Origin of the sequence: Natronomonas aquatica, from assembly GCF_024449025.1 — an archaeon.
Lineage (GTDB): Archaea > Halobacteriota > Halobacteria > Halobacteriales > Haloarculaceae > Natronomonas > Natronomonas aquatica.
The window spans coordinates 172,289-191,792 of the sequence record NZ_JAHLKM010000001.1 but is presented as its reverse complement, the minus strand read 5'-3'; the positions used below and the strand labels follow the sequence as shown (position 1 = coordinate 191,792).

The window sequence follows — 19,504 nt, the reverse complement described above, 5'->3', positions numbered from 1 at the left end:
TGTGTTCGTTTCGATCCCCGGTACCCTCCCGTGGGGGCGGGGCTCATCGTCCGACGGCGACACGGCCGGGGTGGCCACGGTCCGGCTGCTTTTGGTCGGTCGGGTCCGCGACGGATCGGCCGTTCTCGTGAAAAAATCGAACCGCGAAAAAAGGGGGACGGACCGGTCAGATCAGATGAAGCCGGTCGCCCGCGGGAACCAAAGCGTCAGTTCCGGGATGTTGATCAACAGCAACAGTACGATGATGTCGACGATGAAGAACGGGACGATCTGCTTTGCGATCGGCCAGACCGGGACCTCCGAGACGCTGGAGGCGGCGAACAGACAGATGCCGACCGGCGGGGTGATCAGCCCGAAATTCAACGTCACGATGAACATGATCCCGAACTGGAAGGGGTGGATCCCGAGCGTCGATGACATCTCGGCGATCGTCGGCCCCAGCATGATCGCCGCGGCGCCGATCTCGAGCCAGGTCCCGACGAACAAGAGCAGAAGCGAGATGACGAGCATGAACCCGAGCGGACCCAGACCCAGCCCCTGGATCGCACCGATGAGCGTGTCGGTGACCCCCGAACGGGCGAGCACCCACGTGAGGATGCTGGCGAATCCGATGATGATGTACAGCTGTGCCGACCGCTCCATCGCCTCTCTGAGCGCTAGATACATCCCGTTGAGGCTCAACGACCGATAGACGACGACACCGAGGAAGAACGCGTATCCCGAGGCGGCCGCTGCCGCTTCCGTTGGCGTCATGTATCCGCCTGTGATCCCGATCAGGATGATTGCCGGCATGGTCATCGCTAGGAGCGAGTGGCCGAGCAACATCGGGTACTCCTTCCGGTCGACCTCGACCTCGTACCGGGGGAGGTCGTACCGCACCGCCATGATCGCGACGAGAACCATGAGCGACAGGCTCAGCAGGATGCCGGGAACGACCGCCGCCGCGAACATCCCACCGATCGACGTCTGTGTCACCGCACCGTAGATGACGATAATGATGCTCGGGGGGATGATCGGGCCGACCAGCGAGGACGCTGCGGTGACGGCCGCGCTGAAGTCCCGGTCGTACCCTTCGTCGGCCATTGCCGGGACGAAGATCGACCCGAGCGCGGCCACGTCGGCGACGGCCGCGCCCGTCAGTCCCGAGAACAGCAGGCTGGCGACGATGTTCCCCTGTGCGAGCCCGCCCCGGAACCGGCCGACAGTCACGTTCGCCGTCCGGATGAGGCGGTCGGTGATGCCGGATTTGTTGACCAGTTCACCCGCCAAGAGGAAGAACGGAATCGCAAGCAGTACGAACTTGTCCAGGCCGCCGTACGCGCGGGAGATACCGATCGTCAGATTCTGATCGACGAATACCAGGAACAGGAATCCGATCATCCCGATCGCGAACCCGATCTCCACGCGGGAGAAGATGAACACCAAAAGCAGGGCCGCGAGTATCCCTGCTGTGGCCATTGTGGACACCATATTAGTCTTCCTCCTCGATCTCCACGGCGCCGTACCGTTCACTATAGTCCTCTTCGAGCTGGGTTGGGTTGTAGTTGATCTGAACGAGCTTTGAGATGCACATTATCACGAATAACACGCCGCTGAGCGGCAGGATCAGGTATATATAGAACATGTCGAGGTCGAATCCGCTGCCGAATATCGGCTCGAATATGCGGTGTAGCGACGTCGACACGGATCGGAACCCTGCCGTCGTCGCGTACGCCCATCCGTAGTAGGTGTACACGGCCCCGAACGCGGTGATGAGAAGCAACTGGAGCGTCCGGATGCGCCGCCGCATCCGCACCGAGAGCTTCTCGATGACGAACTCGACTTGGAGGTTTCTATCGGTCCACACCAGTGGGGGCAAAAGCAAAAGCGACATCCAGATCGCAAGCGTCCGGCCGAGCTCACCTCCCCACGGAGGGACCCAATTGAACACGTATCGGGACACGACCTGTCCCGCGATCGTCAACACGAGTATGATCATCAGCGCCATCGCGATCGCCCAGAGCCCTCGCGCGAGCAGGTCCATCGCCTTGAACCAGCGTTCGAAGACGTAATCGAAACGGTCGAACACCGTACGCGCGGCGTTACCTATCGGTGCGAGAGCTCGATCGATATACTTTGCGGTGGTTGCGGAAATGGCTAACATAGCTCTGTCTGTCGGGTGTATTCGTACATCATACAAATATGATTATATTTCGGTGGGCTACGATCTATCCAGCCGTTACTGGAGTTCGGGGTTGTATCCCACCTGCTCGACTGCCTCTGTGATGGACTCCTCCTGCATCCCGATCCAGGAGGTGTCGTCGACCTCCTCCTCGATGATCTGCGTGACGGGTTCCTGGGTCCGCTCTCTGAACGTCTCCATCTCGCTGGCCGACGGCTCGTAGATCTGGATGTCGTACTCGTTGCGGAAGGTGTTCTCGAGCTGGACGCGCTGGATGCGGTTGACCATCCGGGAGTGCATCGAACCGAGCTGGGCGGCCTCGTTGACCATCGTCTGGTAGGCCGGGTGGAGGTCGTTGTACCACTGACCGGAGGCCAGCGCGAAGTTGATCGAGAACACGTGGCCGTCCTTCATGATGTAGTCCTGGACTTCCTGGAGGTTAGCCAGGATGATCGTCGGGATCGCGTTCTCCTGGCCGTCGACGACGCCCGTATCGAGGGCCTGATAGAGCTCCGTCCAGTCGATCGGCTCGGGGGTGGCGCCGAGCTGGCGGGTGATCTCCATGTGGGCCTCGATGTCCATGTTCCGGATGGTGAGCCCTTCGAGGGAGTCCGGCCCCTCCAGCGGCTCGTTGGCGCTGTAGTGTCGGAAGCCGCCGTTGTCGTACCAGCCGACCGGGACGACGTCCATCTGCTCTTCCATGTGATTCCGGAACTCGATCCCGAACTCGGTGTTGTCCCACACGTAGTTCGCGACGTCGACGCTCGGGTACGCGTACGGTATCGCCATCGTGTTGATGTCCGGGAGGAACGGGGCGACGTGCCCCTCGGCGATCCCGGCGACGATCTCGATCGCGCCGGCCTGGGCCTGCTCGATCGATTCGACGTCGCCCGCGAGCTCCCCGGCGGGGGCGATGTTGACGGTGAATCGCCCGCCGGATTTCTGCTCCATGTAGTTCTTGAACGTCAGTGCCTGCCGGTGGTTGTGGAGTGTGGGGTCGGGGGTACCGAGGTGGTGCCACGTCATCTCCAGTTCCGGGAGGTCTTCGACGTTCTCGACGGCCTCCTGTCCACCGCCGCCGTTGCCGTTACCGTTACCGTTGCCGCCGTTGCCGTTACCGTTGCCGCCGTTGCCGTTACCGTTACCGTTGCCACCGTTACCGTTACCGCCGGTACAGCCGGCAAGGACGCTCGCCGCTCCTGCGGCTCCTGCTACTTTCAGAAAGGTTCGCCGTCGTGTACTACGATCTGGCATACGACCGAGGTATGCGACTCCCAATTAATATAATTTTCCATGCTGTTTGATAGATAGTGACCTATCTGCCTGTTTTTGATATATTTCCATTAACAATATGCGGGATATATTCGACACCCCCTCTGTTGTACGCGGTTTTTGACTGGTTTTCCGCTCGTGCGCGCTCCTCCATTGACCAGTAACTTAAAACCGCTCCAGGGTGAATCGGGCCGCGTACGCGTCGCGATACGGACCGGTCACGGTGCGCCGATCACGGCCCGCCGTGGGTCGGTCGTTTCGACGATACGCGCCAATCTAACCATGACTTACAAAGCAGGCATCATCGGAACCGGAGGCGTCGCCGGGATGGGTCTTCTCGGCATGCACGACGAGGAACAGATCGGCTCGGAGAAGATCGAGGCGAGCCACGCCGGCGGCTACGACGCCGCCGACGGTATCGAACTGGTGGCGATCGCCGACATCGACGAGGAGAAACTGGCCCGCTTCGGCGAGGCGTGGGAAATCCCCGACTCCCGGCAGTACGTCGGCCACGAGGCGATGCTCTCGGCGGAGGACCTCGACGTCGTCTCGGTGTGTACTCCCTCCTTTCTCCACGCCGATCACGTCATCGATACCGCGGAATCGGCGTCGTCCCCCGACCTGATCTGGTGTGAAAAGCCGGTCGCCTCGGCCGTCGGCGACGCCGAAGCGATGATCGACACCTGCGATCGGGAAGGGATCGAACTGCTCGTGAACCACTCGTTCCGCTTTACCGACAAGCTCCGACAGCTCCGCGAACTGGTCCACGAGGAGAACATCCTCGGGGAGGTCCACTCGGTGAGCACCCAGTTCCGGATGGAACTGCTCCGGAACTCGACGCACCTGCTTGATACGCTGGTGTACCTGCTCGACGCTCGCGCCGAGCGCATCAGCGGCTACATCACCGGCGAGAACGAGGCCGTCGACGCCCTGGAGGCGGACACCGACGTCGACGACTCCGGCGGCGGCGGGTTCGTCGTCATGGACGACGGCACCTTCGCGACGGTCGACTGTACGATGCCCCGCGAGGACTCCTCGATGAACCTGAACTTCATCGGCTCCGAGGGGAAACTCTACATGAACAACGACGACGGCGAGTGGCGCTACTGGGCGCTCGAGGACGGCGAGCACGTCGAACGCTCGCTGGAGGGAATCGAGGGCTCCTGGACGTGGGACGACGACTACGAGCGCGCCTTCGCGAACGCGGCCGAGCACATCGTCGACGTCCTCGAGGGACGGGCGGAGAACGACTCCACGGGCCGGGAGGCGATGCGGTCCCTGGAGATCATCGTCGGGTTCTATCTCTCCCATTACACCTCCGGTCAGGTGACGGTTCCACTGGAGCGACCCCTCCGGGACGTCGAAATCACATCCTGGTAACCACACTCATCAAACCATGACAGACAACACGTTTCAGGACGGACTCGAAGCCGGCGTTCCCCAGCTCGGGCCGGGCGCAATAACCTGTTCGCCGACGATCGTCGAGACCTACGGTCGGGTCGGGCTCGATTTCGTCTGGCTCGATCTCGAACACAGCGGGATCAGCCCGACCGACAGCACCGCGATGGAGGACCTCGTCCGTGCGGCGGCGGTCGGCGGGACCGAACTCGTCGTCCGGGTCACATCGAGCGAGCCGGCCGTCGTCCGGAAGGTGCTCGATGCGGGCGTCCGCAACGTCGTCGTCCCGCGCGTCGAAACCGCCTCGGAGGTCAAGCGGGTGGTGAAAGCCTCACGGTTCGACTACGACGACGGGCCGGGCGAACGGGGCGTGGGTATCGGTCGCGCCAACTACTGGGGCGAGGACATCTCGGCCGACTACCGACGTCGGGAAGACCGGTCCGTATCGGTCGGCGTGAACATCGAGAACCACACCGCGATCGAGAATCTCGATGAGATCCTCTCGGTTCCCGAACTCGGGTTCGTCCTCCTCGGCCATCAGGACCTGTCGGTGTCGATGGGGGCGATGCCCGACGATCCGGCGGTTCAGGACGCGATCGAAACCTACCGGGAGACCGCCGACGCCGCCGGCGTCCCGTACGGACGGGCCGTCGGGATGGACCCCGACGCGATCGAAGCGGCCGTCGAGGCCGGCTACCGGATGCTCCTGGTCGGCGACGAACTCGGCGCCGTTCGGCACGCCTTCGGCGATCGGATCCGACAGTACGAGTAGCCCCACCGCTTTCGGGCCGGCTGCTCCGGTTCGGTCCCCCGTAGCAAAGTATATTTGTGAGACCGAACACGGGTATCTATGACTCCGGACCCGAACGGATCGACGGAGGAAGAGGAGTTCGCCGTCGTCGTCACCGACGACTGGCGTCAACTGCCAATCGAGGACTTCGAGATGGGGCTGGAGCCGCTCTACGAGGCTCCGGGGGTGACGGTGCGGTTCGACGAGACCGGGCCGCTCGAGGAACGGCTCCGGGGGGTCGACGCGGCGATCGTCGGGGAGAACGACCTCATCACCGACGGGACGATCCCAGACGACGGCCGGCTGCGGATCGTCGGTCGGCTCGGCTCGGGGTTCGACAACTACGATCTCGAGGCCTGTACCGACCACGGCGTCGTCGCGACACACGCTCCACAGGGACCGACGGAGTCGGTCGCCCAGGGCACGCTCGGCATGCTCATCGCCTGTGCGCACAACTTCGTTCGGTACAACCGGCTGGTCCGCGAGCAGGGCTTCGAGGGCCGGTTCGCCAATATCGGCGTCGAACTCAAAGGGAAAACGGTCGGGATCGTCGGGATGGGCCGGATCGGCCGGGAAGTCCGCGAGAAGCTCCGCCCGTTCGATCTCGACGTCCTCGCCTACGACCCGTACGCCGAGGCCTCGGAACTGCCGGCCGATACAACCCTCGTCGATCTCGACGAGCTACTCGCCTCGTCCGATTTCGTCACGCTTCACGTCCCGCTCACCGACGAGACCCGCGGGATGTTGACCGCCGACTCGTTCCGGCGGATGAAGGAATCCGCCTACCTGATCAACACGACGCGGGGCGGGCTGTACGAAGACGAGACGCTCGCACGCGCGATCCGGGAGGGCTGGATCGCGGGCGCGGCGATCGACGTCTTCGAAAACGAGCCCGACGTCGGGGGAAACCCGCTTTTCGAGCTGGAGGACTGTCTGTTCACGCCGCACATAAGCGGCGTCACGATCGATTCGCTCACCCGCATCGGCAACATCCTGGCCGAATGCGTCCTCGCCGTCCACCGGGGTGAACTCCCCGACAACGTCCTCAATCCGGAGGTATACGGGCGGTCTATCCCGGATGAACACCTCTCGCCGTCCTACCGCCCCTGACGCGTTTCGCCGACGTTCCGGAGCGAGCCGAGTGGTCACGTCCGACGCCCGGGTCGAGGCCCGGTCTTCGAAAACGATTTCATCCCCCGCGGCGACCGGTCTATTATGCACCGAGTCAGATTCCGAGACCCGGCCGGGGCGGTCCGGACCGGACGTTGGGACGGCGACGAGATCGTGTTTTCCACCGAAACGTACGCCCCCGAGGAGGTCACCGTCCTCCCGCCGACCGATCCCTCGAAGATCGTCTGTGTCGGGCTCAACTACGCCAACCACGCCGAAGAGGAGGGCATGGAGATCCCGGACCGGCCGCTTTTGTTCCTCAAGCCGCCGAACGCCGTCGCGGGCCACGGCGACACGATCACGCTCCCCCGCGGCAAGGAGACCGTCGAGTTCGAGGCCGAAATCGCCGTCGTGATCGGCGAACAGTGCCGGAACGTCGACGCCGACGACGCGATGGACGTCGTCGAGGGGTTCACCTGTCTGGACGACGTCTCGAACCGCGACGACCAGCGGGTCGAACAGAACTGGATCCGCGGGAAAGCCTTCGACGGGGCCGCCCCCGTCGGTCCGGTGATCGCGACGCCCGATGAGGTCCCGGCGGACGCCTCGGTCTCGCTGCGTCTCAACGGCGAGACCAAACAGTCCTCCTCCCGCGAGGACTTCATCTTCTCGGTGCCGGAGCTGATCGAGGAGATCACCCGGTACATGACGCTGGAACCCGGCGATATCATCTCGACGGGGACGCCGGCGGGGGTCGGTCCCCTCTCGGACGGCGACACCGTCGAGGTCGAGGTCGAGGGCGTGGGCACCCTCGAACACGACGTCCGCGCGCCCTGAGGACCGACGGCACCCTGATTACCGACGGCCCGCGTGCGTGATAGACGGCGCGTATGCACCGTCCGTCCGGGCCGAAACCGTGTTTCTCGAATCGCCTCCCGGTCGGCTGGAAGATATATACGCATTCCCCGTCGATTTCCCGCATGCAGCCGTCACACGTTCTCGTGCCGATGGACGGATCGCCGCTGGCTCAGGAGGCCTTCGAGCACGCACTCGCGGTATTCGACTGCAAGCTGACGGTTCTGAACGTTATCACACCGCTGGATTCCCCGCTGAGCGAAGGGGGCGTTCTGGACGTCGACGATACACGGCTCGAGACTGCACGGAAACAGAGCGAGGAACTGATCGAACGGGCCAGCAACCGGACCGAGACGGTAGCCCGGGACATCGAGACGGCCGTCGAAATCGGCGATCCGGCCGAGGCGATCCTCGCATACGTCGATGCACACGATATCGACCATGTCGTGATGGGCGGCCACGGCAGCGAGGGGGGACGGATCGCACGACGGCTGCTCGGTACCGTTGCGACCGCCGTCGTCGGTGAAACACCGGTAACCGTCACGGTTGTCCGGTGACAGTCACCGTAGCCGTTACACGCGTACCCCGGATCCGGCTTTCACCGAATCCCGGGAAGTGCCGAGAAGGCCCGATAGAGCCCGAAACCGATGGCGATCGACGTCGAGAGCGTGATCAACCAGAAGGCGAGGGTTACGCCGATCTTCCGTCGGGAGACCCCAGCCGACCCCGCCGCGAGTCCGCTGCCGATCACGCCGGAGATGATGATGTTGTTGAACGAGATCGGGATACCGAGCGCGATCGCGATCTGTGCGATAATAAACCCAGGGACGAGTGCCGCAACCGACCGCCGGACACCGAGTTGTGCGTACTCCCGGGACGTCGCCTGCAGGAGACGCGGTGCGCCCATCCACGCACCGGCGAGAATCCCCGTCGCGCCGAGAGCCAGCAGGACGATCCCCGGCAATCCGAGTTCGACCCCATAGAGGTTCTCCAGCGGTCCAGTCGCAAGCCCGACCTGGCTTCCGCCGCTGGAGAAGGCGACGACACTCCCGAGGACGAGCAGGAAGGTTCGGATCCCCTGCTCGACGGACGCCTGTGTCTTACGGCGGATATAGGTGAAGCCGGCTCCGGCGACAAGCAGTGTAACGATCACGGCGACAACGTCGACCCCGGCAACCGTCGGGCGGCCAACAGCTATCGCGATGGCTTCGGCAAACGATCCCTGGGCGCGATCCGGGTGTGGGATCACCCCGAGACGGATGTTCGCGAGAATGCCCCCGACGACCGCTGCGAGCAACGGGACACCGACCGTCTCGGGCACCTCATCGCGTCTGAGAAGTGTCGCAGTAAGGAAGGCGAGTCCGCCGGATACCGGCGGGACGAGTAACCAGAACGTCCCGATACGCCGGTAGGTTCCGAACGCTGGATCGCCGCCGAGCGAGAGCCCGACACCGACCATCGCGCCGGTCGTCGCAAAGGCCGCAGGAACCGGATAGCCCGTGTAGACGCCGAAGATCATAAACGACGCCGCCACGAGCAGCCCGGTACTCGCCGCAAGCGGCGTGATCGTGACCCCGCCGATCAGGTCCGCCCCGACCGTTTCCGAGATTGCGCCTCCCTGGGTCAGTGCCCCCGCTGCCGCGAAAATCCCGATAAGAAACGCCGCACGCATCGTCGAGATCGCGTTCGCACCGATCGCAGGGGCAAACGGTGGCGAGTTGCTGTTCGCACCGAGTGCCCAGGCCATGAACAGGCCAGCGAGCGTCGCAAAGAGGACGAGAATCCAGAACGCAAAAGTCACTGCCGGACCCTCCATACCCGCGTCCGGGGATCGATGTCGTCAGGTCCGGGGACCGAGCCGACGGCGGTGATGGAGCACACCACCCCACTCATTGCCGTAGCGGTATCGTCATGGTCCCGCATTCGGGGTGGTGTCTTATGAGTTGGTGTGGTTTTTAGGCCGCTTCGAAACCCCACCCGAAGACCCGTCGTCGACAGTCAGTAGTTCAGATAGACGGTCTTCTCGGCGGTGTAGAAGTCGATCCCGGCGTCGCCCTGCTCGCGGTAGGTGTTCGTCGAAGATCGCTTGTAGCCGCCGAAGGGGACGTGGAGTTCGACGCCGGTTGTCTTGTCGTTGACCTTCGCGACGCCGGATTCGGTCTCGTCGACGAACCGGTGGGCCTCGTCGAGGTCCTGGGTCACGATGCTCGAAGAGAGGCCGTACTCGACGCCGTTGGCCACCTCGAGGGCCTCCTCGAAGCCGCCGACCTCGATAACCGACAGCACGGGGCCGAACACTTCCTCCTGGGCGATCCGGTCTTCGGGGTCGACGTCGGAGAACACCGTCGGCTCGACGAAGTAGCCGTTCTCGTAGGTCGATCCCTCTGGACGGCCACCGCCCGTCTCGAGAGTCGCGCCCTCCCCGTTGGCGATGTCGATGTACTCGAGGGTCCCATCCAGCTCCGACTCGCTGATGTGGGGGCCCATGTCCGGATCCTCGAGCCCCGGCCCGATCTCGATCGACTCGGCGTGCGCCACGATCTGGTCGAGGAACTGCTCGGAGACGTCCTCGTGGACGATGGCACGGGAGCAGGCCGTACACGCCTGGCCGGTGACGCCGAAGGCCCCGCCCGCGACGATCTCCGTCGCCTGATCCAGGTCGGCGCTGGGCATGACGATCGTCGGGTTCTTCCCGCCCATCTCACACTGGACGCGCTTTTGATCGCCCGACGCGGTCTCGTAGACGCGCTCGCCGACCGCCGAACTCCCGGTGAAAGAGACCACGTCAACCGCGGGGTGAGAACTGATCGTGTTCCCGACCTCGCTCCCGGGGCCGGTGACGAGGTTGACGACGCCGTCCGGAACCCCGGCCTCATCGAGCGCCTCGACCAGTTGTCGGGCCGGTCCCGGTGCCGCCGAGGCCGGCTTGAGCGCGACCGTGTTCCCGGTCGCCAGCGCCGGAGCGATCTTCCAGGCCGGGATCGCGCTGGGGTAGTTCCAGGGCGTGATCAGCCCGGCGACGCCGAGCGGTTCCTTGCGTACCGAAAGCTCCGTCTTCTCGCCGCTGGACTGTTTGTTCGGGCCGCCGATGTCCCTGGCCTTCTCGGCGTAATAGTAGAACAGATCGATGGACCGGCCGACCTCCCCGGCCTCCGATCGGGTCTTGCCCTCCTCGCGGACGAGCGTCTCGACGAGTTCCTCCTTGCGGCTCTCGAGGATCCCGGCGGTCTCTCTGAGTATCCGGCCCCGCTCCGGCCCCGGCGTCTTCGCCCATCCCTCGGCGGCGTCGTTGGCGGCCTCGATCGCCCGTTCGGTGTCGGCCTCGGTCGATCGCTGATAGGTCCCGACGACCTCGGTCGTGTCGGCGGGGTTTCTGACCTCGATCGTTTCGTCGCTTTCGCTTTCGACCCACTCGCCGTCGATGTAGTTTCGGTAGTCAGCGCTCATCGTACAGTAATTCCGTTCCGTCGTACTAATATCCGACGTTGACGGACCGTCCCCTGGATGGCCGTTCCCCGCCGCTTTCGCGTCGGGTCGCGACTGTACTGTTCTTTGCCGATAGATCGGGTAGCCGCTATGGAAGTCACGGATGTCGAGACTTCGTCGTCGACGCCGACCGGCGGAGCCGGTTTTTTCGGCGTAGAGACCGACGGAGGGATATCCGGGATCGGCGGGACGCACAAACACTACCCCATCGGCGAGGACCCGTCGAACCGAAAGACGGCCACAATCTCTTCGACGGGGGCGGCGCGCTGAAGCGGCCCTGAACTCGGAAAAACTCGTTTCAGACCTCGGTAACGTCGTTTCGCAGCGTTCCGATCCCGTCGATCGTTATCTCGACGGTGTCGCCCGGACTGAGCGTGAAGTCCGACTCCGGCACGAGCGAGGTTCCGGTGAGAAGCACCATCGATTCGGGGACCGCGTCGTGGCGGGTGCAGTACTCGACCAGTTCCTCGGGCGTCCGTACCAGATCGGACGTCGAGGCGGACTCGTCGTACATCGTCTCCCCGTCGCGTTCGATCCGCATAGAGATCGTCCGGTCGAGGGGATCGACCCCCTCGGCCGCGAGGACACACGGGCCGATCGAACACGACCGGTCGTAGACCTTCGCCTGGGGGAGATAGAGGGGGTTCTCGCCCTCGATCGTCCGGCTGCTGACGTCGTTGCCGATGGTGTAGCCGACGACCTCCCCGTGGTGGAGGACGATCCCCAGTTCCGGCTCCGGGACGTCCCACGCCGAGTCCGCCCGGACGCCGATCGCGTCGTCGGGACCGACCGTCCGGCTCGGCGTCGCTTTGAAGAACACCTCGGGCCGATCGGCGTCGTAGACGTCCAGATAGACCTCCGGTTTCCCGCTTTCCTCCTCGCGGGCTTCCTCGCTGATCTGGTAGGTGACGCCCGCCGCCCACACCTCCTCCGGGACGAGCGGGCGGGCGGGATTCGCCTCGACTGTCGCCATATCGACCGGTTCCGCCTCGTTTAGCAATCGTTCGGTGAGCTCCGTCACCGACCCCCCCGAGATGCTCGCGGCCGCGGCCAGATCGGTGAACGACTCGACGTCGGGTCGGGCAGCGGTCAGATCGTATCCCTGATCGTCGACACGGGCTATCAGGCGGCTGTCGGGCGCCGCAGTTCGGTAATATCGCACACCTTTCGATCGCCGCTCGCACAGATAAACGTTACTTCGGACGCCGATCCGTTACTCCGGTGGTCGAGTCGGGTCGAGTCGGGTGTCCCGCCGTCGGTGCCGGTCTGTCCCGTCCGGATCGGCGTGGCGGCTCTCAGGCCGTCTCTGTCCGGACGAGCCGCTCGAAGGCGTCCAGATCCCGGATCGGGTCGGTCAGCGTCCGCTTTGCGATCCGACGCAGGGTCTCTTTGGTCTCCGTCCGCTCGACGTACTCGACCGGCGACTTGCCGTCGACCCGGGCAAGCATGAGCACGCCCAGTTCCTCGACGGTCTCGGCCTCGATATCCCAGGTGACACGCCCATCGTAGGCGTCGAAGAACGCTCTGGCCGCCTCGCGGTACTCGGCGCCCCGGTCGGCGTTGTAGACCGACTTGATAAAGAGGTGATTGAGCATGAACGCCGTATCGAAGGTCGGATCGCCGCGGTGGGCGACCTCGAAATCGAGGATCCAGACCCGGAACGTGTCGTCGTCCTCGACGAGGACGTTCTTCGGGCTGTAATCGCCGTGGACGAGCGTCCGTTTCGAATCGAGCAGCCGTTCGGTCGCCGCCTCGACCGCCCCGGCGACGTCCGGGTGTCGGCGGGCGACCGTCCGGTGGTAGGGGTCGATCCGGAGCTGATCGAAGGGGAGTTTGCTCTCGAAGGGGGCCAACCGCTCCGGCTCGTCGGCCGCCCCCTCGTGGACCGTTCCCAGTACGTCCCCGACCGCCTCGGCGACGCGGACGTCGACGCTCCCCCCGAGGAGGTCGGCCTTCCACATCCGGGCGTCGTCGGGCGCACACTCGAACCCGACGACGTCGTCTTCGTCGTCCTCGAAGCGGACGCCCGGCACCGTCGCCGGTAGCTCCGTCGGCGCCAAAAGCGCCTCGTAGGTACGGGTGGCGGCCGCCTCGTTGTGGACCCGGTCGACGTCGGCGGGCCAGTCGGCCTCGACGTCCAGGTTCGGGCGCGGCTGTTTGAGCACGAGACAGTCCTCCCCTGTTCGGACCATCACGACGCGGTTCGAGACGCCGCCGCCCAGTTCGGCGGCCTCGACGACGGCGGACGGGTCGGCTATCTCCCCGCGTCCGGCGAGATACGCCGCGGCGGTGTCCGGCGATAGGGTAAACGACATGTCAGCCATGACCACGGTCGGACTGTTAAAACAGGGGGTATCGATACGGCCCTGTGGGGGCTCTTTCGATCGCGCCTCCTGTCCGAACATTCGTGTACGTGCTCGCACGCAAGCACAATTTAGTAGAGAATCGGGCGGCCGTATGCGGTCATACTGTCGGCGATAGCGATTCCGGGGGGATTCCTACCCCGCGGAATAGCTTCACGAAATTACAGCCGACAGCATCGACAGCCGCCCCCGGCTGATGGTTCTCCTCGCCGTTTATATGCTCTTACTAGGTAGCTTCTGTATTTTGATGGTATCAGATGGTATTGAACGACGAATTTATATACATGCGGCCCCTCCCTACAGTTACAATGAGCGAATACACCTCGCCTGTCACGATGGCGTTCGAGTTCCAGCGCAACGCGATCGAGGGCACGCACGAAGCGATCGAGAACAGCCTCCAGATGCAGCAGAACGTCGGCGAAACGTTCATCGACAGTTTCGGCCCGGTACGCGACGTCTCCAAGCGGAGCACCGACCTCGTCCGGACCGGCGTCGAGTCGTACTTCGAAGCCGTCGAATCCGCCGTCCCCGCCGGGAGCGGTCTCGAGGACGTCCGCGAGACGATGCACGAGGGCCTCGATACCCTCGAGGAGAGCCAGCTCGAGGCGATCGACCAGCTCGAGGCGAACCTCCAAGAGGGCGTCGAGTCCGGCGAGGAGTTCCTCGATGAGTTCCTCGCGGCCCTCGAGGAAGGGGTCACCACGCTGCTCGAGAACCACGAGAGCCTCGAGAGCCAGACCGTCGAGGCCCTCGAGGACCTCGAAGAGGGGCTCGAGGAACTCCGCACGGAGTTCGAGGCCCGCGGCGAGGAACTGCAGGAGCAGCTCGAATCCCAGGCCGAGGCCGTCCAGGAGCAGCTCGAGGACGTCACCGAGGGCATGCAGGACGCCGCGGTCGATTCCTCGGCGTAACCACCGCGTAACCACCGCGTAACCCTCGACACTTTCACCTTGTTTTCACGCTCCGTACCGACGGGTACACAAACGGCCGTCCCCGACGGCCGGTATGAGCGAACTCACCGTCGAGCCGGTCGAGTCTATCGAGACGGCAGACCCGCCCGCCGGCGTCGACGCGCCGGAATACGTCCTCTACGGCGGGAAGGGTGGCGTCGGCAAGACGACCTGTGCCGCCGCGACGGCGCTGGCCAGCGCCCGTGGTGGGACGCCGACGCTCGTCGTCTCGACGGATCCGGCCCACTCGCTTTCGGATACCCTCGAGACCGACATCCCGGCGGAGCCGACCCGAATCAGGGAGTACAGCCCGCTTTTCGCCGTCGAGATCGATCCCGAATCGACGGCGTTCGAGGGCCCGTTTGCGGCGGGGGCCGACGATACGGTCGACACCGAGTTCGACGGGACGGGGCTCGGCGGCCTCGGCGAACTGCTCGGCGGCGAGACGGGCCATCCGCTCGGCGGCGCGATGCCCGGCGCCGACGAGGCGGCCGCCATGCAGCTACTTATCGAGTATCTCGACGACCCGCGGTTCGAGCGCGTCGTCGTCGATACCGCCCCGACCGGCCACACCCTCAGACTGCTGGAGTTACCCGAGGTGATGGATTCCATGATGGGTCGGCTGCTCGCGTTCAAACAGCGGCTCTCGGGGATGGCCGGGAGCCTCGGCGGGTTCTTCGGTGACGACGACACGGTCGAGGACGGAACGGCGAGCCTGAAGGAACTTTCCGCGAAGATCGAAAAGCTACGGGCCGCCCTCGAAGATCCCTCCCGGACCGACTTCCGGGTCGTGACGATCCCCGAGGCGATGAGCGTCACCGAGAGCGAACGCCTTATCGACCGGCTGGAGGGGTTCGGGATCCCCGTCGGAACGGTGGTCGTCAACCGCGTCAGCGAGGACCTGACCGCCGCCGCGGGGCTCGACGAGGAGTGGTTCGTCGCCCCCGACACCGAGAACTGCGAGTTCTGCCGGCGGCGCTGGGAGGTCCAGCGGGAGGCTCTCTCGCGGGCCCAGGACCTCTTCCGGGGGCGGGAGGTAAAGCGGATACCGCTGTTTGCGGAGGCGGTCCGCGGCGAGGCGATGTTGGGCGTCGTCGCGAGCTGTCTCGACTAGCGGTCTCCGTCGTTTTCGGGCACGACGAGGACGCGGAGGTCGTTTACGTTCGTCCCGGTCGCGCCGGTCCGGAGCAGCCCGCCTTTCGGCTCGAGAAAGCCGTAGCTGTCGTTTTTCTCCAGCGCCCGGCGGGCCGCCGCCGGGTCCTCGACCGTCCCCGCGTCGACGAGCGCGCCGGCGGCGTCGGTGCTGCCGTCCTCGCCGTCGGTGTCGACGGCGCCGAGGATGGCCGATTCGGGGAGCCCATCCGCGGCCGCGAGAGCGAACTCCTGGTTGGGACCGCCGGTCCCGTCGCCGGTCACCCGGACCGTCGTCTCCCCGCCCGAGAGGACGACCCCGGGCGGGGCGAGTGGATCGCCGCTCTCGGCCGCCTCGGCCCCGATCGCGGCGTGGATCCGCCCCGCAGCGGTCGCTTCGCCCTCGATCCGCGTCGAGAGGACACACGTCGAATAGCCCCGGTCGGCCGCGATTTCTCTGGCTGCGTCGACCGCGTCGCGTCCGGAGACGACGACGTGGTTGTCGACGTCGACGTCCGCGGGCGCCTCCGGGTCGGCCGCCCGGAGGTACTCCCCGACCGCCGGCACGTCGAGGTCGTACCGATCGAGCACCTCGAGCGCGCCCGCCGGGTCGGTCCCCGTCGGAACCGTCGGCCCGCTGGCGATGACTGGAAGTTTGTCGCCGACGACGTCGCTGATAAGGACGCCGACGACCGTCGCCGGGGCCGCGGCGGCCGCCAGCCCGCCGCCCTTGATCTCCGAGCAGGCCCGCCGGACGACGTTTATTTCGTCGATCGACGCCCCGGCGTTCAGGAGGCCGTCGGTGGCCGCCTGCATCTCCTCGACTGCGAGTCCCGCGACGGGCGCACAGAGCAGAGCGCTGCCGCCCCCTGCGATCGCCGCGATCACGAGCGTCCGCTCGTCGGCCGCCGCCGCGGCGTCGAGGACGGCACGCGCTCCCGAGACGCTTCCCTCCCCCGGTGTGGGGTGTTCGCCCCGCCGGACCGTCACGCGCTCGGGGTCGGCCGTCGGCTCGTTCGTCACGACGACGCCGCCGTCCACGCGGTCGCCGAGAAGCGCCTCGAAGGCCGCCGCGAGGTCGTCGGCCGCCTTCCCGCCGCCGAGGATACGGAGTGAATCGTACGCCGCGAGGTCGTATTCGGCCCCGCGGATCCGGAGGGTATCGCCATCGAGCGAGCAGTGTCGCTCGACGGCCCGGTCGGGACGGGCGGCCTCGATGCCCGCCGCCAGACAGTCCAAGGCGAGTTCGTGGGCCGGCGTCGCCGCCAGCCGGTCACGGTGTTCGAACATATCAGGAACTGAACCGACGGATCGCCGCGAAGATCCGGTCCTCGATGCGGTCGGGGAGGTAGCTCGCATAGACCAGAAGCTGGGCGGCCCGCCCGACGACGTAGCGCGGTTCGGGATCCGGCGTGACGGCGGCCTCGACGATCGCCTCCGCGACCGCCGCCGGGTGGACCGCGAGCGGGCCGTCCCCGCCGATGAGCGTGGCGTCCTCCTGGAACTCATAGAGGTCCTCGTAGGCCTCGGTCCGTTCCAGCCGGCCGAGTTCGTCGCCGACACGGTCCCGGAAGTTCGTCTCGACCGGCCCGGGCTGGACGACGCTGACCGAAATCCCGAACGGCTCGAGTTCGCGCCGCAACGAGTCGCTGTACCCCTCGATAGCGTATTTCGACGCCGCGTACGCTCCCATCCCCGGCGCGGCGAGCCGACCGGCGACCGAGGAGACGTTGACGATCGTTCCGTCCCCTCGTTCGCGCATGTGCGGCAGCGCCTCGCGGATCAGCCGGTGGGGTCCGAAGACGTTGACGTCGAACTGCTTTTCGAAGCGCTCGTCGTCGATGTCCTCCAGGGGACCGTGCTGGCCGTAGCCGGCGTTGTTCACCACGGCGTCGAGCCGCCCCTCTGCCTCGACGATCCGATCGACGACACGCTCGATGTCGTCGGGATCCCGAACGTTCAGCGTGCCGATCTCACAGCCTGCTTCCCCCAGCGTCTCGATATCGGCGGGGTTGCGTGCTGTCGCGTAGACCTGCCACTCTTCGTCCAAGAACGCGTACGCCGCCGCCCGGCCGATGCCGGACGAACAGCCGGTGATGACGACCGTTCGATCGCTCATGTTCGGGTGCTCGCGCGGATGGTAGTTAGGCGTTGGTATCCGACGATCTGCGGGCCGATCGGTCGGGTTCCCGGAGCCGAAACCCGATATCCCGACCCATCGACGCGAGCGGACGAACGACTACGGGCGATCCGCCGCGATCGGTAGGGGATATGATCGGCAAACTCCCGTCCGAACTGCTCGGAGACTCGTCGTGGGACTGTCCGGGGCGTCTGACGAGCTGGTCCTTCAGGGGCCCGCCTACGGTGAGGACACGGTCGCGATCCGACTCGAAGACGGTATCGGTGGTGAACTACCCCACTCTACTCGCTCGTGCTCACGCCGAAGCCGGAAGCCCGGCGCTGCTCGGGGGTGGGGTCTTCGCCTCGAATTAGGTAACGGCTCCGTCCCCGTTTCCGTTCTGTTCCGGTATCGATAGTCTCAACAGGTGTTTCCCGCAAGAGAACAGTAATGAGAGGTGGGGTGTACGACGGACTCCTTTTGGACCACGATGGTGTCCTCGTTCCGCTCGCCCCGAGATCGGTGCTGGAAGCCGCCGTCGTCGAGGCGTTCGCCGCCGCGGGTATCCCGGATCCGCTGCCGGAGGACGTCGACGCCGTCACGATCGAAGTCTCGCCGGCGGAGTTGCGCGCCGTCGCCGATCGCTACGACGTCGATCCCGACCGGCTGTGGCGGTTCCGCGAGGACCGGATCGAGGCGGCACTCCGGGACGAAGCGACCGACGGCCGGAAGGTTCCGTACGAAGACGTGGCTGCCCTCGAGCACGTCGACGCGCCGGTCGGGATCGTGAGCAACAACCAGAAACGAATCGTCGAGTTCGTGTTGCGGACACACGGACTGATAGAGCGGGCGGGGACGATCCACGCCAGACCACCGACACGCGACAGCCTACACGAAAAAAAGCCCGATCCGACGTACCTCGACGCGGCGGCGAGCGACCTCGGCTGTTCGAACCCGCTGTACGTCGGCGACAGCGAAAGCGACATCGTCGCCGGACAAAGGGCGGGGTTCGACACCGTCTTTCTGCGCCGCTCTCACAACGCCGACCGGGAAATCGATACCGACCCGCTGTTGGAGGCGAAGAGTCTGCGGACCGTCGTCGAAACGCTGGAGCCGGCGGACTGATATCGTCGAATCCCCTTCGCTCGGCGTGCTCGGAGCGGTCCCGAAATCCGACCGGCGCACAACGGACCGGACGGCCCGAACGACCACGGTCCCGAGTGTGGAGTGCTATTGACCGGATATCAACGGCTTGTCGCCGCCGTAGACCCGTTCGACGAGGAGGAGACTCACCAGAGCAAAGATGATGAGCGCGTACGATCCGGCAGCGAAAAGGGCGTCCTGAACGGTTGCGTATTCGCCCGTCCGGAAAATGATTGCTTTCCGCACCATCGCGATAACGCCGGTATAGATGACCAGTCGAACGATCCGTCGGGTGTCGGTCTCCTCTACGTACGCGAGGACCGTCTGGTACACCTCGACGATGATCAACAACAGGAGTCCCGTGTCGATAAATCCGATGACAACTATCGGATCGGTGATCTGACCGCTTCGGGTGGCCACGGTGATCTGTAGTATCAGATCGATCACCCCGATCGCAAAGAGCACGGCAAAGACCGTCGCGGCAACTAGTTCGATACCCTGGACGAACCGATCGATCGCTGCCGAATAACTCTCCGAGATGGTCTTCACCGTTTCCGGGTCGGGCGTAACGGAGGCCGCTTCCTGGGCCGCCGGTTCGTTCTCATCAGTCATAGATATCGGAACAGGCTCTCGATCGAAAGCCGTGAGTACTCCTTTCATCGAGACGTACGGGCGTAATCGGTATAGTCTGTGGGGTCACGGCTGTCTACGGGTACAAAAACGTTA

Annotated in this window: 19 protein-coding genes; 9 read left to right on the top strand and 10 right to left on the bottom strand. The window is 65.1% G+C overall.

Features of this window, described 5'->3' with window-relative positions; translation table 11 throughout:
* Window positions 1-171 precede the first annotated feature (171 nt).
* The 3 genes from KM295_RS01085 to dctP all read right to left on the bottom strand — a co-directional run bounded on the left by KM295_RS01085 (window position 172) and on the right by dctP (window position 3,415).
* On the bottom strand, window positions 172-1,470 hold the full coding sequence (locus KM295_RS01085) for a TRAP transporter large permease (protein ID WP_256028014.1): 1,299 nt from the start codon (window positions 1,468-1,470) through the stop codon (window positions 172-174).
* Window position 1,471: 1 nt separating this feature from the next.
* Window positions 1,472-2,023: a TRAP transporter small permease gene (locus KM295_RS01080; RefSeq protein WP_256028013.1), complete on the bottom strand. Its 552-nt coding sequence runs from the start codon at window positions 2,021-2,023 to the stop codon at window positions 1,472-1,474.
* 195 nt (window positions 2,024-2,218) lie between these two features.
* Window positions 2,219-3,415 (bottom strand): TRAP transporter substrate-binding protein DctP, encoded by a 1,197-nt coding sequence (gene dctP / locus KM295_RS01075; RefSeq protein WP_256028012.1) that lies wholly within the window; start codon window positions 3,413-3,415, stop codon window positions 2,219-2,221.
* A 300-nt stretch (window positions 3,416-3,715) separates the two neighbouring features.
* On the opposite strand from dctP, the gene KM295_RS01070 reads away from it, so the two are divergent.
* The 5 genes from KM295_RS01070 (at window position 3,716) to KM295_RS01050 (ending at window position 8,143) form a co-directional block, all read left to right on the top strand.
* Window positions 3,716-4,813 (top strand): Gfo/Idh/MocA family protein, encoded by a 1,098-nt coding sequence (locus KM295_RS01070; RefSeq protein ID WP_256028011.1) that lies wholly within the window; start codon window positions 3,716-3,718, stop codon window positions 4,811-4,813.
* Window positions 4,814-4,829: 16 nt separating this feature from the next.
* Window positions 4,830-5,603, top strand: coding sequence for an HpcH/HpaI aldolase family protein (locus KM295_RS01065; protein WP_256028010.1), 774 nt, complete (start codon window positions 4,830-4,832; stop codon window positions 5,601-5,603).
* Window positions 5,604-5,681: 78 nt separating this feature from the next.
* The gene (locus KM295_RS01060; protein ID WP_256028009.1) at window positions 5,682-6,731 is read left to right on the top strand and encodes an NAD(P)-dependent oxidoreductase; all 1,050 of its coding nucleotides are present in this window, start codon (window positions 5,682-5,684) and stop codon (window positions 6,729-6,731) included.
* 105 nt (window positions 6,732-6,836) lie between these two features.
* Window positions 6,837-7,568 (top strand): fumarylacetoacetate hydrolase family protein, encoded by a 732-nt coding sequence (locus KM295_RS01055; RefSeq protein ID WP_256028008.1) that lies wholly within the window; start codon window positions 6,837-6,839, stop codon window positions 7,566-7,568.
* A gap of 143 nt (window positions 7,569-7,711) precedes the next feature.
* Window positions 7,712-8,143: a universal stress protein gene (locus tag KM295_RS01050; RefSeq protein WP_256028007.1), complete on the top strand. Its 432-nt coding sequence runs from the start codon at window positions 7,712-7,714 to the stop codon at window positions 8,141-8,143.
* A gap of 41 nt (window positions 8,144-8,184) precedes the next feature.
* On the opposite strand, the gene KM295_RS01045 is transcribed toward KM295_RS01050, so the two are convergent.
* Both KM295_RS01045 and xacF read right to left on the bottom strand, forming a co-directional pair.
* Entirely contained in the window at window positions 8,185-9,402 is a 1,218-nt protein-coding gene (locus KM295_RS01045) for an inorganic phosphate transporter (RefSeq protein ID WP_256028006.1), read from the bottom strand.
* 182 nt (window positions 9,403-9,584) lie between these two features.
* Complete coding sequence (gene xacF / locus KM295_RS01040; protein WP_256028005.1) at window positions 9,585-11,033, bottom strand: 2,5-dioxovalerate dehydrogenase; 1,449 nt, start codon at window positions 11,031-11,033, stop codon at window positions 9,585-9,587.
* Between the two features lie 129 nt (window positions 11,034-11,162).
* On the opposite strand from xacF, the gene KM295_RS01035 reads away from it, so the two are divergent.
* Window positions 11,163-11,342, top strand: a complete 180-nt coding sequence (locus tag KM295_RS01035) for a hypothetical protein (protein ID WP_256028004.1) — start codon at window positions 11,163-11,165, stop codon at window positions 11,340-11,342.
* Window positions 11,343-11,370: 28 nt separating this feature from the next.
* On the opposite strand, the gene KM295_RS01030 is transcribed toward KM295_RS01035, so the two are convergent.
* Window positions 11,371-12,234, bottom strand: a complete 864-nt coding sequence (locus tag KM295_RS01030) for a fumarylacetoacetate hydrolase family protein (protein WP_418904724.1) — start codon at window positions 12,232-12,234, stop codon at window positions 11,371-11,373.
* Window positions 12,235-12,367: 133 nt separating this feature from the next.
* Window positions 12,368-13,387, bottom strand: a complete 1,020-nt coding sequence (locus KM295_RS01025) for a phosphotransferase family protein (RefSeq protein ID WP_256028003.1) — start codon at window positions 13,385-13,387, stop codon at window positions 12,368-12,370.
* Window positions 13,388-13,743: 356 nt separating this feature from the next.
* Here KM295_RS01025 and KM295_RS01020 point away from each other — a divergent pair, with 356 nt between their 5' ends.
* Together KM295_RS01020 and KM295_RS01015 are read left to right on the top strand one after the other, a co-directional pair.
* Complete coding sequence (locus KM295_RS01020; protein ID WP_256028002.1) at window positions 13,744-14,346, top strand: hypothetical protein; 603 nt, start codon at window positions 13,744-13,746, stop codon at window positions 14,344-14,346.
* 94 nt (window positions 14,347-14,440) lie between these two features.
* A complete protein-coding gene (locus KM295_RS01015) occupies window positions 14,441-15,499 on the top strand; it encodes an ArsA family ATPase (protein ID WP_256028001.1) in 1,059 nt (352 codons plus the stop codon).
* Here KM295_RS01015 and KM295_RS01010 read toward each other — a convergent pair.
* Window positions 15,496-16,806 carry a glycerate kinase type-2 family protein gene (locus KM295_RS01010; RefSeq protein ID WP_256028000.1) on the bottom strand — a complete coding sequence of 437 codons (1,311 nt, stop codon included), beginning with the start codon at window positions 16,804-16,806 and terminating at the stop codon, window positions 15,496-15,498. The genes KM295_RS01015 and KM295_RS01010 overlap by 4 nt on opposite strands.
* A 1-nt stretch (window position 16,807) precedes the next feature.
* Window positions 16,808-17,635, bottom strand: coding sequence for an SDR family oxidoreductase (locus KM295_RS01005; RefSeq protein WP_256027999.1), 828 nt, complete (start codon window positions 17,633-17,635; stop codon window positions 16,808-16,810).
* A gap of 450 nt (window positions 17,636-18,085) precedes the next feature.
* Between KM295_RS01005 and KM295_RS01000 the strand changes: the two genes are divergently transcribed.
* On the top strand, window positions 18,086-18,760 hold the full coding sequence (locus KM295_RS01000) for an HAD family hydrolase (RefSeq protein ID WP_256027998.1): 675 nt from the start codon (window positions 18,086-18,088) through the stop codon (window positions 18,758-18,760).
* Window positions 18,761-18,865: 105 nt separating this feature from the next.
* Here the strand turns inward: KM295_RS01000 and KM295_RS00995 are convergent, their stop codons facing one another.
* Entirely contained in the window at window positions 18,866-19,390 is a 525-nt protein-coding gene (locus KM295_RS00995) for a phosphate-starvation-inducible PsiE family protein (RefSeq protein ID WP_256027997.1), read from the bottom strand.
* Window positions 19,391-19,504: the final 114 nt, after the last annotated feature.

Bases quoted from the DNA above. Each gene is read 5' to 3' on its own strand.
- KM295_RS01085 (WP_256028014.1), bottom strand. From the start codon at position 1,470: ATGGTGTCCACAATGGCCACAGCAGGGATACTCGCGGCCCTGCTTTTG.
- KM295_RS01080 (WP_256028013.1), bottom strand. From the start codon at position 2,023: ATGGACCTGCTCGCGCGAGGGCTCTGGGCGATCGCGATGGCGCTGATG.
- dctP (WP_256028012.1), bottom strand. From the start codon at position 3,415: ATGCCAGATCGTAGTACACGACGGCGAACCTTTCTGAAAGTAGCAGGA.
- KM295_RS01070 (WP_256028011.1), top strand. From the start codon at position 3,716: ATGACTTACAAAGCAGGCATCATCGGAACCGGAGGCGTCGCCGGGATG.
- KM295_RS01065 (WP_256028010.1), top strand. From the start codon at position 4,830: ATGACAGACAACACGTTTCAGGACGGACTCGAAGCCGGCGTTCCCCAG.
- KM295_RS01060 (WP_256028009.1), top strand. From the start codon at position 5,682: ATGACTCCGGACCCGAACGGATCGACGGAGGAAGAGGAGTTCGCCGTC.
- KM295_RS01055 (WP_256028008.1), top strand. From the start codon at position 6,837: ATGCACCGAGTCAGATTCCGAGACCCGGCCGGGGCGGTCCGGACCGGA.
- KM295_RS01050 (WP_256028007.1), top strand. From the start codon at position 7,712: ATGCAGCCGTCACACGTTCTCGTGCCGATGGACGGATCGCCGCTGGCT.
- KM295_RS01045 (WP_256028006.1), bottom strand. From the start codon at position 9,402: ATGGAGGGTCCGGCAGTGACTTTTGCGTTCTGGATTCTCGTCCTCTTT.
- xacF (WP_256028005.1), bottom strand. From the start codon at position 11,033: ATGAGCGCTGACTACCGAAACTACATCGACGGCGAGTGGGTCGAAAGC.
- KM295_RS01035 (WP_256028004.1), top strand. From the start codon at position 11,163: ATGGAAGTCACGGATGTCGAGACTTCGTCGTCGACGCCGACCGGCGGA.
- KM295_RS01025 (WP_256028003.1), bottom strand. From the start codon at position 13,387: ATGTCGTTTACCCTATCGCCGGACACCGCCGCGGCGTATCTCGCCGGA.
- KM295_RS01020 (WP_256028002.1), top strand. From the start codon at position 13,744: ATGAGCGAATACACCTCGCCTGTCACGATGGCGTTCGAGTTCCAGCGC.
- KM295_RS01015 (WP_256028001.1), top strand. From the start codon at position 14,441: ATGAGCGAACTCACCGTCGAGCCGGTCGAGTCTATCGAGACGGCAGAC.
- KM295_RS01010 (WP_256028000.1), bottom strand. From the start codon at position 16,806: ATGTTCGAACACCGTGACCGGCTGGCGGCGACGCCGGCCCACGAACTC.
- KM295_RS01005 (WP_256027999.1), bottom strand. From the start codon at position 17,635: ATGAGCGATCGAACGGTCGTCATCACCGGCTGTTCGTCCGGCATCGGC.
- KM295_RS01000 (WP_256027998.1), top strand. From the start codon at position 18,086: ATGAGAGGTGGGGTGTACGACGGACTCCTTTTGGACCACGATGGTGTC.
- KM295_RS00995 (WP_256027997.1), bottom strand. From the start codon at position 19,390: ATGACTGATGAGAACGAACCGGCGGCCCAGGAAGCGGCCTCCGTTACG.